The organism is Photorhabdus temperata (genome assembly GCF_025384845.1).
GTDB lineage: Bacteria > Pseudomonadota > Gammaproteobacteria > Enterobacterales > Enterobacteriaceae > Photorhabdus > Photorhabdus temperata.
Window position 1 is genome coordinate 38,204 of record NZ_JAJAFX010000030.1, and the last position, 15,238, is coordinate 53,441.

11 protein-coding genes are annotated in these 15,238 nt (G+C 44.7%); 7 read left to right on the plus strand and 4 right to left on the minus strand.

Annotation, left to right across the window (positions count from 1 at the left end; genetic code table 11):
- The first annotated feature begins 146 nt into the window (after positions 1 to 146).
- The gene (locus tag LGZ99_RS13185) at positions 147 to 929 is read left to right on the plus strand and encodes a TSUP family transporter (RefSeq protein ID WP_023045493.1); all 783 of its coding nucleotides are present in this window, start codon (positions 147 to 149) and stop codon (positions 927 to 929) included.
- A 101-nt stretch (positions 930 to 1,030) separates the two neighbouring features.
- Here LGZ99_RS13185 and pta read toward each other — a convergent pair whose 3' ends face one another.
- The gene (gene pta / locus LGZ99_RS13190) at positions 1,031 to 3,157 is read right to left on the minus strand and encodes a phosphate acetyltransferase (RefSeq protein ID WP_200875268.1); all 2,127 of its coding nucleotides are present in this window, start codon (positions 3,155 to 3,157) and stop codon (positions 1,031 to 1,033) included.
- A gap of 84 nt (positions 3,158 to 3,241) precedes the next feature.
- The gene (gene ackA, locus LGZ99_RS13195; protein WP_021325729.1) at positions 3,242 to 4,444 is read right to left on the minus strand and encodes an acetate kinase; all 1,203 of its coding nucleotides are present in this window, start codon (positions 4,442 to 4,444) and stop codon (positions 3,242 to 3,244) included.
- A gap of 392 nt (positions 4,445 to 4,836) precedes the next feature.
- Here ackA and yfbV point away from each other — a divergent pair, with 392 nt between their 5' ends.
- On the plus strand, positions 4,837 to 5,292 hold the full coding sequence (gene yfbV / locus LGZ99_RS13200; RefSeq protein WP_031281206.1) for a terminus macrodomain insulation protein YfbV: 456 nt from the start codon (positions 4,837 to 4,839) through the stop codon (positions 5,290 to 5,292).
- Between the two features lie 121 nt (positions 5,293 to 5,413).
- The gene (locus tag LGZ99_RS13205; RefSeq protein ID WP_262979188.1) at positions 5,414 to 7,246 is read left to right on the plus strand and encodes an SLC13 family permease; all 1,833 of its coding nucleotides are present in this window, start codon (positions 5,414 to 5,416) and stop codon (positions 7,244 to 7,246) included.
- On the opposite strand, the gene yfbR is transcribed toward LGZ99_RS13205, so the two are convergent.
- Both yfbR and LGZ99_RS13215 read right to left on the minus strand, forming a co-directional pair.
- The gene (yfbR, locus tag LGZ99_RS13210) at positions 7,243 to 7,836 is read right to left on the minus strand and encodes a 5'-deoxynucleotidase (protein ID WP_262979189.1); all 594 of its coding nucleotides are present in this window, start codon (positions 7,834 to 7,836) and stop codon (positions 7,243 to 7,245) included. The two genes, LGZ99_RS13205 and yfbR, sit on opposite strands and share 4 nt — an antisense overlap.
- A gap of 706 nt (positions 7,837 to 8,542) precedes the next feature.
- A complete protein-coding gene (locus LGZ99_RS13215; protein ID WP_021325725.1) occupies positions 8,543 to 9,757 on the minus strand; it encodes a pyridoxal phosphate-dependent aminotransferase in 1,215 nt (404 codons plus the stop codon).
- Positions 9,758 to 10,567: 810 nt separating this feature from the next.
- Between LGZ99_RS13215 and hexA the strand changes: the two genes are divergently transcribed.
- From hexA to nuoC, 4 genes are all read left to right on the plus strand, one after another.
- The gene (gene hexA / locus LGZ99_RS13220) at positions 10,568 to 11,500 is read left to right on the plus strand and encodes a transcriptional regulator HexA (protein ID WP_021325724.1); all 933 of its coding nucleotides are present in this window, start codon (positions 10,568 to 10,570) and stop codon (positions 11,498 to 11,500) included.
- A gap of 706 nt (positions 11,501 to 12,206) precedes the next feature.
- Positions 12,207 to 12,656: an NADH-quinone oxidoreductase subunit A gene (locus LGZ99_RS13225; RefSeq protein ID WP_023045489.1), complete on the plus strand. Its 450-nt coding sequence runs from the start codon at positions 12,207 to 12,209 to the stop codon at positions 12,654 to 12,656.
- Between the two features lie 15 nt (positions 12,657 to 12,671).
- The gene (locus tag LGZ99_RS13230) at positions 12,672 to 13,346 is read left to right on the plus strand and encodes a NuoB/complex I 20 kDa subunit family protein (protein ID WP_036837461.1); all 675 of its coding nucleotides are present in this window, start codon (positions 12,672 to 12,674) and stop codon (positions 13,344 to 13,346) included.
- Positions 13,347 to 13,436: 90 nt separating this feature from the next.
- Positions 13,437 to 15,236, plus strand: a complete 1,800-nt coding sequence (gene nuoC / locus LGZ99_RS13235; RefSeq protein ID WP_196815169.1) for an NADH-quinone oxidoreductase subunit C/D — start codon at positions 13,437 to 13,439, stop codon at positions 15,234 to 15,236.
- The last annotated feature ends 2 nt before the right edge of the window (positions 15,237 to 15,238 follow it).

The window sequence follows — 15,238 nt, forward strand, 5'->3', positions numbered from 1 at the left end:
TTTTAATCGGATTTGTAAGTGTATCATATTCTACGGCGTATAAGGGCTGGCTGAATGTGAAGCACAATGATGAAAATCTATTTGAATAGCTTGCATTATTAATAATTCAAGCTATTTTTAAACGTTTAATAATATGTGGAATCATTATGGACTGGGATCTAATAGGAATACTAGCGACTATTGCTTTTTTGGCAGGTTTTTTTGATGCAATAGCAGGTGGCGGAGGATTAATAACATTACCCGCTCTATTTCTTGCAGGAATAGAACCCATTAGTGCTATGGCTACCAATAAATTCCAGGCAACTTCGGCCAGTATATCAGCTACAGTAACTTTTGCACGTAAGGGATTAATTGAGTGGAGAAAATCAGTATTTTTAATACTTTTCAGTGCATTAGGAGGCATTAGCGGTGCTTTATTTGTAAGTATTATCAGTAAGAGAGTATTAGAAGCTTGCGTACCAATATTATTGATCATCGTTGCAGTTTATTTTATCTTCGCCCCAAAATTTAGTAAGAGAAGTAATAGGGAAAAAATATCTATATTATTATTTTCATTTTTAATCGCACCTGTACTTGGTTTTTATGATGGCATATTTGGCCCAGGAACGGGTTCTTTTCTCATGATTAGTTTTATGTTCTTCTGTGGCCTCGATATGATGCGGGCAATGAGTTTTACTAAGTTAGCAAATGCTTCATGTAATACTGGTGCGTTATTTATCTTTATCACTAAAGGCGTCATTATATGGCCATTGGCTTTAGCAATGGCCATAGCATCCTTTGTCGGAGCACAGTTAGGTGCACGTTGTGCTGTTAAAGTAGGTCCTCGTTTAATAAGACCGATGCTGATATTGGTATGTTGTGTGTTAGCGATTAAACTTATTAGCGTTGAAGACAACCCATTACGGGTTACGATCCTTAATCTTCTGTAATTGCAGTGACTGCATCTATAGCGCGAGAAGAATAAATTCAAAGGTCTGAACTTTGCAAAGAGGTCAGACCTTATCAATTTAATGGGGTGGGTAAGGAATAGTTACTCTTTTTCTTGTTCAGATTGAATCGCAGTCAGTGCAACAGTGTAAACAATATCGTCTACCAAAGCGCCACGGGACAAGTCGTTTACTGGTTTACGCATACCTTGCAGCATTGGCCCGATAGAAACCAGATCCGCGGAACGTTGTACCGCTTTATAGGTGGTGTTGCCGGTGTTCAGATCAGGGAAGATGAACACGGTGGCTTGACCGGCAACCGGTGAATTTGGCGCTTTGGATTTCGCCACATCTGCCATGATAGCGGCATCATATTGCAGTGGGCCATCAATGATCAGGTCTGGACGTTTTTCTTGCGCCAGACGGGTTGCTTCACGTACTTTCTCAACATCGCTGCCCGCACCGGAGTTACCGGTAGAGTAGGAGATCATGGCAACGCGAGGTTCGATACCAAATGCTTTAGCCGAATCCGCCGATTGAATAGCGATTTCAGACAGTTGTTCAGCTGTCGGATCCGGGTTGATCGCACAGTCACCGTAAACCAGAACTTGTTCTGGCAGCAGCATAAAGAACACGGATGATACCAGTGAGCTGCCAGGTGCGGTTTTGATTAACTGTAATGGTGGACGGATCGTGTTTGCTGTGGTGTGTACTGCACCGGAAACCAGGCCGTCAACTTCGCCCTGTTCCAGCATCAATGTACCCAGAACAACGTTGTCTTCCAGTTGTTCGCGTGCGACGACTTCGGTCATGCCTTTGTTTTTACGCAGTTCAACCAGACGTGGGACATAGCGCTCACGTACAGCAACCGGATCAACAATTTCAATACCGGTACCCAGTTCTACTCCCTGAGCAGCCGCAACACGGCGGATCTCTTCTGGATCGCCCAGCAGTACACAGCGTGCAATACCCCGGTCAGCACAGATAGATGCCGCTTTCACGGTACGAGGTTCATCACCTTCAGGTAGAACAATCCGCTTACCTGCTTTGCGTGCCAGCTCAGTGAGTTGATAACGGAATGCCGGCGGCGACAGGCGGTGTGGACGTTCAGAGTTCGCTGTCAGCGAGTCGATCCACTCTTTGTTGATGTGTTGTGCGACGTAGTTTTGCAGTTTTTCGATACGTTCATGGTCATCTGCCGGTACTTCCAGGCTGAAACTTTGCAGGCTCAGGGAAGTCTGCCAGGTGTTGGTATCAACCATAAAGACGGGCAGGCCAGTGCCGAAAGCACGCTCACACAGTTGCTTAATAGGTTCATCAATGGCATAGCCGCCGGTTAGCAGAATCGCACCGATTTCAACACCGTTCATGGCCGCCAGACAAGCTGAAACCAGAACATCTGGGCGATCAGCAGAAGTCACCAACAGGGATCCCGGACGGAAGTGTTCCAACATATGTGGAATGCTGCGTGCACAGAAGGTCACGGATTTTACACGGCGGGTTTTAATTGCGCCTTCGTTGATAATGCGGGCGTTCAGGTGTTTTGCCATATCGATTGCACGCGTTGCAATCAGATCAAAATTCCACGGAATGCAGCCAAGGATTGGCAATGGGCTATTTTTAGCCAGTTTGTTTGGATCGATGTTAGCTACGATGGCTTTTGAGGATTCATCAAAGATCTCTGACAGATCAGGACGGGTACGGCCCTGATCATCAACTGGCGCATTCAGTTTGTTAATAATAACACCGGTAATGTTCTGGTTTTTGCTGCCGCCAAATTCAGCACGAGCCAGTTCAACGCGTTCTTTCAACTGCTCCTGGGAATCGTTACCCAGCGCCAGTACGAACACAATTTCAGCATTCAGGGTCTTGGCGATTTCATAGTTCAGCGATTGGGAAAACGGATGTTTGCGGGTTGGAACCAGACCTTCAATCAGGATAACTTCTGCGTCTTTAGTGTTTTCGTGGTAAAGAGCCACGATCTTTTCCATCAAGACATCTTTCTGATTCGTGGTCAGTAAAGACTCCACATAGGCCATATCCAGTGGTTCAGCGGTTTTAATGCTGGAATGAGAACGGATGATTGCAGTGGTTTGGTCTTGTGCGCCACAGCAACGGGATTGGGCGATGGGTTTGAAAACACTCAGGCTGACGCCTTTCTGCTCCATTGAGCGGATAACACCCAAACTAACACTGGTCAGGCCGACGCTGGTGCTGGTAGGGATCAACATAATTGTGCGGGACACGGAGACCTCTTTACGGTTGCTCGTTGGTCAAAATAGTACCGCCAGCAGTTGCTGGCGGTGTGCAAAGTATTACGCAGTCAGGCGCGCGGCGTCTTGAGCGATGACTAATTCTTCATTCGTCGGGATCACCAGAGCAGGACGGCTGTTGTCAGTCGTGATGGTGCCGGATTTACCGAAACGGGCAGCCAGGTTGCGTTCGTGATCATATTCAAAGCCTAACAGAGCCAGTTTTTTCAGCACCAGTTCACGCACCAGCGAGGAGTTTTCACCGATACCACCGGTAAAGATAATGGCATCCAGACGGCCTTCCATCAGGGCAGAGTACGAACCGACGTATTTAGCCAGACGGTGGCAGTAGACATCCATTGCACGTTTAGCATCGGCTTTGGTTTCGTAGTTATCTTCTATATAACGACAGTCGCTGGTGACTTCTGTCAGACCCAGCAGGCCGGATTCTTTAGTCAGCAGTTTGTTGATCTGTTCAACGCTCATGCCCAGAGCGTCATGCAGGTGGAAAATGATAGCAGGATCGATATCACCGCTGCGGGTGCCCATGACCAGACCTTCCAATGGTGTCAATCCCATGGAAGTGTCAACACACTGACCATTAACGATAGCGGAGATAGAGCCACCATTACCCAGATGGCAGACGATAACGTTCAGCTCTTCAACCGGTTTGTTCAGCATTTTCGCTGTTTCACGGGAAACGAAGAAGTGGCTGGTTCCATGTGCGCCATAGCGACGGATACCATGCTCTTTATACAGATTGTATGGCAATGCATACAGGTAAGCTTCTTCCGGCATGGTCTGATGGAACGCGGTGTCGAAAACGGCAACGTTTTTGTCCGTCAGATGTGGGAAGCCTTTTTTCGCTTCTTCAATACCAATCAGGTGAGCAGGGTTGTGCAGTGGCGCGAATGGAACCGCATCTTTAATGCCCTGAATAACGTCATCATTGATGGTAACAGAAGCGGTGAACTTTTCACCGCCGTGAACAATACGGTGACCGATGGCGGCGATTTGAGCAGAAAGTTCTGGTTTTTCCGCCAGAATAGTATTAACAATAAAGTTCAATGCTTCACTGTGGGCTGCACCAGCACCTAAAGCGGCTTCATGTTTTGCGCCATCCATTTTCCACTTAATACGGGCTTCAGGCAGGTTAAAACACTCAGCTAGACCAGAAAGATATTCTTCACCGTTAGTAGGATCGATGATAGCAAATTTCAGAGAAGAGCTACCGCAATTGAGAACCAGTACCAGCTTACTTGACATGGAAATACCTATATCTTGTTTGTCATTGTGTCTTACAGATAAGACATGTGATTAATAAAACGTCAATTACTCATCAGCATAGCGCATAGCAGTGATGACGTTAAATGATTAACATCATGCCAGGTGTAAAGAGCATGATGATAAGGTTTACATTTTTTTAAGAACCTTTTTTACCCGCCTAGTGTTAAATCATAGGGTGATTTGTTAACAAAATGAGCCTAAATGCAATAAAAAAGGTAAAATATGCTGCTTTACTGCTATGGACAGTATAAAAGTGGGTGTAGGATACCGATAGCCAGCAGTAAAGACAAAATATACTTAATCCTACAAAAAATATTTTATCACTTATAGGCTTTTTTTAAAAATTATGTTTTTAATTGATCGAGGTCATGATGAGCACAATGCCTCCTGCCAGTAGCGGATGGATAAGAAAGATGCAACTGGGACAGCAATATATGAAGACTTGGCCGATTGAGAAACAACTTGCGCCCATGTTTCCTGAAAACCGGATTATTAAAGCAACCCGTTTTGGTATCCGGTTTATGCCACCGTTGGCTATTTTTACGCTGACGTGGCAAATCGCACTAGGCGGTCAACTGGGCCCGGCTGTTGCGACGGCGCTGTTTGCGTGTAGTTTACCTATGCAAGGATTATGGTGGTTGGGGAAACGGGCATCAACACCTTTGCCCGCGACGTTGCTGAAATGGTTTCATGAGATCCGTGATAAATTTGCCGAAGCCGGTATCGCAATGACGCCGGTGCGACAAACGCCGACTTATCAATCTCTCGCAGAACTGCTGAAACGGGCGTTTAAGCAACTCGATCGGTCGTTTCTTGATGATATTTAACCGGAAAAAATTGAAAAAACAGACGCATTGTTGATCGCAACTGGAGATTTTCCCTCAATAAAATGGTCTACTAATCACGTTTTCGACACCATATCTTCTTTATTTGTTGATAGAGGCCATTTTGAATAGCGAACTCTTGTGGGTGTTGACCCTGTTATTGATAGCTATCGTTCTTTTCACTACCAATAAACTTCGTATGGATATTGTCGCGTTATTGGTGATTATCGCATTTGTCATGAGTGGAACTTTGACGCTGGGTGAAGCAACCAGTGGTTTCAGTGATCCTAATGTTTTGTTGATAGCCGCTCTGTTTGTTATCGGTGAAGGGCTGGTGAGAACCGGTGTCGCTTATCAAATGGGGGATTGGCTGGTAAGGGTTGCCGGAAACAGTGAAACCAAGATGTTGGCGTTACTGATGATGACAGTTGCCGGTCTTGGTGCTTTTATGAGCTCCACGGGGGTGGTGGCGATTTTCATTCCGGTGGTGCTGAGTGTTGCGGCCAGAATGAAAATTTCACCGGGGCGGTTGATGATGCCTCTGAGTTTTGCCGGGCTTATTAGTGGAATGATGACGTTGGTCGCGACGCCGCCTAATATGGTTGTTAACAGTGAGTTGATAAGGGAAGGGCTGCCCGGTTTCAAATTCTTCTCCATTACCCCTATTGGTGTTTTGATTCTGTTTGCTGGCATTGGCTATATGCTGGTCGCGCGTCACTGGCTGGCAAGAAACCAGTCTGATAACGGTAATGATAAATGGAACCGCCGCACTTTCCGTGACCTTATCCGCGACTATAAATTATCAGGTCGTGCCCGTCGCCTGGCAATCCGGTCAGGTTCCCCACTGATTGGCCTCTCTCTTGATGAATCGAATTTGCGTGCCCGCTATGGGGCTAATGTCGTTGGTATTGAGCGCTGGCGGCGTTTCCGGCGTGTTATGGTCAGCGCGGTCGGCAATACGGAATTGAGAGAGCGGGATGTTTTGCTGATTGATATGTCAGACAGTGAGGTGGATCTGCGTGAATTTTGCAGCGAACAATTGTTGGAGCCGATGGTGTTGCGCGGGGAATATTTCTCTGAACAATCCCGTAATGTGGGTATGGCCGAAGTCTCTTTGATCCCAGAGTCAGATTTATTGGGTAAATCCCTGCGGGAAATAGGTTTTCGTACCTGCTACGGTTTAAATGTTGTCGGCATTCGGCGTGATGGTGAACCGTTGTTGGGTAAATTGGTAGATGAACCACTGCAACTTGGGGATATTTTACTGGTTATTGGTGACTGGAAACTGATCCGCGTTCTGCAAACTAAAATGCGCGATTTTATTGTTCTCAATTTGCCCGTTGAGATTGAGGAAGTCGCGCCGGCAACATCTCAGGCTCCACATGCACTTTTTAGTCTGGCGCTGATGGTTGCCATGATGCTTACCGATGAAGTACCCAATGTGATTGCTGCGTTGATAGCTTGTCTGTTGATGGGGAAATTCCGCTGTATTGATATGGAAAGCGCTTACCGTTCTATTCATTGGCCCAGTATTATCCTGATTGTCGGGATGATGCCGTTTGCACTGGCATTACAGAAAACCGGCGGGATTGATTTGATTGTCCGCGGCCTGATGGATATTGCGGGTGATATGGGGCCGAGGGTAATGCTGTTATGTCTGTTCGTACTGTGTGCCATGATCGGTTTGTTTATTTCCAACACGGCAACGGCGGTATTAATGGCGCCGATAGCCATTGCTGCGGCGCGTGAAATGGCAGTATCGCCTATGCCATTCGCCATGATTATTGGTGTGGCCGCTTCTGCCGCATTTATGACCCCGGTTTCATCACCGGTGAATACGCTGGTTCTTGGTCCAGGCGGTTATAAGTTCTCTGATTTTGTCCGTTTGGGCGTGCCGTTTACCATTTTAGTGATGGTGATTAGTGTGCTGATTATCCCTTGGTTGTTTCCATTTTAATCTGGGATGTTGAGGCTAATCTCGTCCAGTGACAGGCTGAACCCCGGCACAAAAACTGTCATAAAGTAATCCATCTCTTGGCTGTGGCGGGCAGCCAGGGTTTTTTCAAGCCGGGCTTTCGCCAGATTGAATTCACTGTTACCTGCTGATAGCTCTTCCAGACATTTGAGATAAGCGCACAGGGCATCAGCCTGTTTAACAATAGAAATTTCTTCTTCTGTATGCTGGCTGTCATCCAATATCGGACGAAAATCTTCTTGCAACTCTGCCGGCAGCATTTCCAGTAATTTTTTCTGCGCGATTTTTTCTATCTTTTTATATTCCCGTGCAATATGCGGGTTGTGATATTTGATAGGGGTGGGCAAATCCCCGGTGATAACTTCGCTGGCATCGTGATACATCGCCAGCAGCGCAATGCGTTCAGCATTCACATTACCGCTGAATTTGCGGTTTTTGATAATCGCTAAAGCGTGTGCGACAAAGGCCACTTGCAGGCTGTGTTCAGAAACATTTTCTGTACGCATATTGCGCATAAGAGGCCAACGGTTAATCAGTTTCAGACGGGAAAGGTGGGCAAAAAAGTGGCTCATACTCATCTCTTACAGTGGGAAATTGTTTTCATTGTGAGCGGTTGGCAGGGGTAAGTAAACACCTTAAAGTCGTTCCTTAATTTTTACCCTTTGGTTGCAGAGGGAACGCTCTGTTTCTCCGGCACATTAACCATATTTGCCAACAGGAATCCAGGCCGTATAACGCCAGTAATATGATCGACTAATTTACATTTACTATTAACTGGTAATGTTATAGTCGTAATAGGTATATTTTTTTAAAGAAATTTATTTTCTCACTCCATTTCATATACAAACCGTATACAAAAATTTCATATAATTTACAATAGTTCATTATTCCTTCAAGTGATCTCCTTTATCAAGTTTAATAAATGCGATGTTTAATTCTTTTATATCCCGCCAATGCCTTATATAATCACCATAAATTCCCCGGTGAAAATAAAAAAAACCAGTCTGTGTTACCGGTAAAAAATGAAAATTGACTGACCTTATTTTGTAAAGCGTCGTCATTTGATATCGATAAAGAAGGTAATGGAAATGGTTACCAGGGATTTCTCTGGCTGACAGGTGACGTTTTCACCAGTGAAGACAAATCGGGCAGAGTAATTTATCGGTATGATCGGTGTAATCGGTATAGAAGAAAGTGGTTTTCTTCTATACCGGTAGAACTCATGGTATGAATAATGTCTGTTATCAGTGATATCCGCTTATCGAATGGTTCTTATTTTTACTGATGATATTTGCCAATAAATCGGGCGAATTTCTGAATAGCCATCTCCAGTTCATCAAGCCTTGGCAGTGTTACGATGCGGAAATGATCAGGTTCCGGCCAGTTAAATGCAGTTCCCTGCACGAGCAGGACCTTCTCCTGTAATAAGAGATCAAGCACCATCTTCTGGTCATCATGAACGTTAAAACGCTTCGCATCAATTTTCGGGAACATATATAAAGCTCCCTTAGGTTTCACACAGGAAACGCCAGGGATTTGATTAATTAATTCCCATGCGCGGTTACGTTGTTCATACAAACGACCACCAGGTAAAATGAATTCACTGATACTCTGGTAACCGCCTAACGCGGTTTGAATAGCGTGTTGCATTGGCACATTGGCGCATAAACGCATTGATGCCAGCATCTCCAAACCTTCAATATAGCTCTTGGCGTGCTTCTTCGGACCGTTTAATACCATCCAGCCCTGACGAAAACCGGCAACCCGATATGTTTTAGATAATCCGTTAAATGTTACCGTTAACAGGTCAGGGGCAAGTGCGGCAATGGAATGATGCTCTGCATCGTCATATAAGATTTTGTCGTAAATCTCATCAGCAAAAATAATCAAATTATGCTGACGGGCTATTTCAACAATTTCCAATAACAGCGCCTTGCTATATACAGCACCCGTTGGATTATTGGGGTTAATAATCACAATCCCACGCGTGCGAGGAGTAATTTTGTTACGGATATCATCTAAGTCAGGAAACCAATCCGACCCTTCATCACACATATAATGTACGGCTTTACCGCTGGAAAGTGAAACCGCAGCGGTCCAGAGAGGATAATCGGGGGCAGGAACCAGCATTTCATCACCGGTATTCAGTAATGCTTGCATTGCCTGAACGATTAATTCAGAAACACCATTGCCGATATAAATATCTTCAACACTCACATCCAGCATATTCCGGGCTTGATAATGTTGCATGATCGCTTTACGTGCAGAATACAGACCTTTTGAATCTGAATAACCCTGTGCTGTTGGTAAGTTGCGGATAACATCTACCAGGATTTCATCGGGTGCTTCAAAACCAAAAGGGGCTGGATTACCGATATTTAATTTGAGGACTTTGTTGCCTTCTTCTTCAAGGCGTTTAGCCTCCTTGAGTACGGGGCCGCGGATGTCGTAACAAACATTATCCAATTTGCTGGATTTTTTAACTGCTAGCATAGAGAGTCTTACCTTAATCTTGGTAAAAAGGGGGTGCCTGGCATATAGCGTCTGACATTTAATGTACTCTTCCCTCCAGGTGTTTTGAAGATGCATTGATATATTTGGTTAAAATGGTTGTTTTAGTAAGGATGTTGTTATTCTAGTATCTTTTTATGCAAATTATGTCAGTGTTAAATTCTAAATTTTACCATGATATTGAATTTATAATCTTAATTGTTCTTGTTTTTTAGTGTGGATATGAGATATTTTTAACGTCGCAGCGGCGTGGTCGCGTGGTTGTGGAGGGAAAATGAGCGCGGTTCAATTTGCCAATAAAAGTTATTGTGTTTTTATAATTTATTCTTATGTATAAGATTTGGCTTGAATTGGCAATTTAGGACTATATATTTTAGAAAGATCGAACAATATTTTTGAGCATTTCTAGAAACTAGGTGTAAATTTATCTGAATAGGATTATCAAACATTAGTAATATTGTAGATTTTTACTTTATATTTAGTTTTTCTGATATAACTTATGTTATTCTTTGACGTGAGTCAGAAAACAAAATAACCAAACTAGAAATCACATATAGGGTGTTGTAAATAGGGATTGTCCTTAGTTTATTTAGGAATCCGAGTAACTTTTGCTAAGAGAGAGGAGAAAATAAAACCCACTATGGGTTCAATAGGTAAAAAAACAGCAGTAAATCTTTGCCCTATTTAATAGAGTAGAGTACTGTCTAATCGATGTTATTTAATTTGATAGTGCTTACGTAAAAACACCAGGTTAGTTAGTAATTAAAATCAAAAAAAAGTGATGAATAAACAATGATAAATGCAAATCGTCCGATAATGAATCTCGATCTCGATCTGCTAAGAACTTTTGTTGCTGTTGCTGATTTAAATACGTTCGCAGCAGCAGCAGCAGCAGTCTGCAGAACGCAATCGGCTGTAAGTCAGCAAATGCAACGTTTGGAGCAGTTGGTGGGCAGAGAGTTGTTTGCCCGTCACGGCCGTAATAAGCTTCTTACAGAGCATGGTCTTCAACTTCTTGGCTATGCAAGACAGATCCTGCGCGCTAATGATGATGCCAGTGCATCATTAACCTATAGCGATGCAGAAGGCGAGTTAAGAATCGGTGCATCCGATGATACTGTGGATACACTGCTCCCTTTTTTGTTAAATCGCATCGCTTCGGTTTATCCGCGGATGGCAATAGATGTTCGTATAAAGCGAACGCAATTTATTGAAAGTATGCTGGATAGCCATGAGATCGATTTGGCGTTAACAACGGCCAAGATCAGTCATCATCCACGGACTGTTCTGCGCTCGACACCGGTATTATGGCATTGCGCTCCTGATTTTCAGCTACAGCCAAACGAACCTGTGCCGCTGGTTGTGATGGATGAAACAAACCCATTCCGTCAGCTGGCGCTGGATACGCTGGATGAGGCTGGGGTATCGTGGCGTATTGCTTATGAGGCTGCTTCTCTGTCGGCTGTTCGCACGGCAGTGAATGCAGAAGTCGGTATTACTGCCCGTCCTTTGGAAATGCAAAATGCTGATCTGCGTATTTTAGGCGAGAGTGAAGGGCTTCCTCGTTTGCCTGAAACCCAGTTCTCTCTATATAGCCATAGTAATGAACAGAATGAATCTGTTCTGACTGTTTTTAGTGCGATAGAGAATAAGAAAACCCCATACACTATATCGGGTGTTTCTGAAGAACCGCTTTCTGATGACGCACATATTATTGATGAGTAATATCTAAGGGACTTACTTTTGCTAATACCTCCATTATGGATGAAAGGAGGTATTAGCTTTCCGGTTATATTTATAAGTAATCATCAACTAAACTCACCTTATTTTGCCGTTATCATGATCATTGAATATACGGTGGCTTTTTTCCTAACCCCGCCCTGATTTGGTTAACAAATTGTTATATTGTTAACAAAGTAATAATTTGCAGAATTGATAAAATAAGCGTTTCTGTAGTTAACCGTGATTTTTTTCTTATCTCATGGATGAAAAATATAATTTCCTCAGATTTGAATGAATTATCATCAGCGTTAACATTTTTTTCTGCTGAATTGTGTACTTGATCAAAGAAATACCCCCTATGAAACAGTGGAAAGGCCGGTTTTTCCTGAGATAATGATGTAGTAAAAGCGAGTTATCGGTTAAACTAGATTCCGACGCTGTTTGCATGTCAAGTGACTGACACGTTTTAGCAGTGCGATAGTACGATCCGTTAAGATTAAGTTTGTTGTTTGTAAATAAATGTTAGATTAATTTTGTCATAACAGACAAAATATTGTTGAGAGGAGTAAAAACCAAGAAGATTCACTCCATCAATCATTGATTAGCAGTGTTTCAGATTTGGTTGTTACCCCTTCCCTTGAATCGATGTGGTGCAACACTGCCAGACAAAAGAGCAGACATTTTTGACACCACTTTTGATGAGTAAGCAATGAGTATGTCAACATCCACTGAACTCTTTGCCCATCACTGGGCATTCGCGGTATTTCTTTTAGGTGCTTTCGGTCTGTGTGCTTTGATGCTGTTAGGGGCATTTTTTCTGGGCGGGAGAGCTAAAGCCCGGGCAAAACATATCCCTTATGAATCAGGTATTGATTCTGTCGGCAGTGCTCGTCTCCGTATGTCGGCCAAGTTCTATCTGGTCGCCATGTTCTTTGTCATCTTCGATGTCGAAGCCCTGTTTCTATATGCATGGTCAGTCTCTATCAAAGAGAGTGGCTGGTTAGGCTTTATCGAAGCAAGTATTTTCATTTTGGTGTTATTGGCAGGCTTGTTTTACCTGGTGCGTATTGGTGCGCTGAATTGGACGCCATCCCGATCAAGTCGTCAGGTGAGTAAACCAAGCGTTGTGATTAACATTAACAATAGTCATCCGCAGTAATAGCGAGGCATAAAGATGGATTATACGCTCACCCGCATAGATCCGAACGGTGAGAATGACCGTTATCCCCTGCAAAAACAGGAAATTGTCGCTGACCCACTGGAGCAACATGTCCACCGTAGTGTTTACATGGGCAAACTAGAACACGCCCTGCATGATTTGGTGAACTGGGGACGTAAAAACTCCCTGTGGCCTTATAACTTTGGTCTTTCCTGCTGTTATGTGGAAATGGCGACATCATTTACTGCTGTTCATGACGTCGCTCGTTTTGGCGCTGAAGTTTTGCGTGCGTCACCTCGTCAGGCGGATTTTATGGTGGTCGCTGGAACCTGTTTTACCAAAATGGCTCCGGTTATTCAGCGCCTTTATGACCAGATGCTTGAGCCGAAATGGGTTATCTCAATGGGAGCCTGCGCCAACTCTGGTGGTATGTACGATATCTACTCTGTGGTTCAGGGGGTTGATAAGTTTATCCCCGTTGATGTTTATATCCCTGGTTGTCCTCCCCGTCCTGAAGCTTATATGCAGGCTCTGATGTTGTTGCAGGAGTCGATCGGCAAAGAGCGTCGCCCGTTGTCTTGGGTCGTGAGCGATCAAGGGGTTTACCGTGCCAATATGCAGTCAGAAAGAGAACGTAAGCACGGGGAACGTATCGCAGTGAAAAATCTGCGTACACCAGACGAAGTTTAGGGCTTTTAGCCGTACAGCGTAACCAGAGCAATGTGTTGCGATAACAATACCTGATCAAAACAAACACTGATCAAAGCGTTGTGGTGAAGAATGATGATAGATCAGATAGCGCAAGAAAGCGCCCGGCCTGCGTGGCAAACTCATGACCATCTTGATGATCCGGTCGTGAGTGAACTGCGTAACCATTTTGGCCCGGATGCCTTTACTGTTCAGCCAACCCGTACCGGTATACCGGTGGTCTGGGTGAAGCGTGAACAATTACTGGAAGTAATCACTTTTCTGAAAAAACTGCCTAAGCCTTATGTCATGCTATTTGATTTGCATGGCATGGATGAACGCCAGCGTACTCACCGCCAGGGGCTGCCTGACGCGGATTTTTCTGTGTTTTATCATTTACTTTCTATTGAACGTAACCGCGACATTATGTTGAAGGTCGCGCTCAGTGAGAAAGATTTGCATCTTCCGACTGCAACTCCTCTGTTCCCAAATGCCAACTGGTATGAACGCGAAACATGGGAGATGTTCGGGATTGTCTTTAACGGCCATCCGAACCTGCGCCGCATTATGTTGCCGCCGACCTGGGAAGGGCATCCGCTGCGTAAGGACTATCCGGCCCGTGCGACAGAATTCGATCCTTTCGAGCTAACCCGGCAGAAAGAAGATCTGGAAATGGAAGCGTTGACTTTCAAGCCGGAAGAGTGGGGAATGAAACGGGGTACCGATAATGAGGACTTTATGTTCCTTAACCTTGGTCCTAACCATCCTTCTTCTCATGGCGCATTCCGTATCATTCTTCAATTGGATGGCGAAGAGATTGTCGATTGTGTACCGGATGTCGGCTATCACCATCGCGGTGCGGAAAAAATGGGTGAGCGCCAGTCCTGGCACAGCTATATTCCCTATACAGACCGTATTGAGTACCTTGGTGGTTGCGTCAACGAAATGCCTTATGTGCTGGCGGTGGAAAAACTGGCCGGTATTGAGGTGCCTGACCGGGTGAAAACCATTCGTGTCATGTTGTCGGAATTGTTCCGGATTAATAGCCACTTGTTGTATATCTCGACTTTTATTCAGGACGTCGGTGGGATGACACCGGTGTTCTTCGCCTTTACTGACCGCCAAAAAATTTATGATCTGGTGGAAGCGATAACCGGTTTCCGTATGCATCCGGCTTGGTTCCGTATTGGCGGTGTGGCGCATGATCTGCCGCGTGGTTGGGATAAATTGCTGAGTGATTTCTTGGACTGGATGCCGAAACGCCTTGATTCCTATGTGAAAGCAGCGCTGAAAAACAGCATCCTGAAAGGCCGTTCTATTGGTGTTGCCGCCTATAATTCCAAACAAGCTCTTGACTGGGGCACGACCGGAGCCGGTTTACGGGCAACGGGTGTTGCATTTGATGTACGTAAATGGCGCCCATACTCTGGTTATGAAAATTTTGAGTTCGACGTGCCGATTGGTAATAACGGCGACTGTTATGACCGTGTGATGCTGAAAGTTGAAGAAGTGCGCCAAAGCATGCGGATCCTGAAACAATGTCTGAAAAATATGCCTGAAGGCCCATTCAAGGCCGATCACCCACTGACGACACCGCCACCGAAAGAACGTACTTTGCAGCATATTGAAACCATGATTAACCACTTCCTGCAAGTGTCATGGGGACCGGTAATGCCGGCAAATGAGTCTTTCCAGATGATTGAAGCAACTAAGGGTATCAACAGTTACTATCTGACCAGTGACGGCAGTACCATGAGTTATCGTACCCGTGTCCGTACACCGAGTTTTCCTCATTTACAGCAGATTCCTTCGGTGATCCGCGGTAGCTTGGTTTCTGACCTGATCGTGTATCTGGGCAGTATTGATTTTGTTATGTCTGATGTGGATCGCTAACT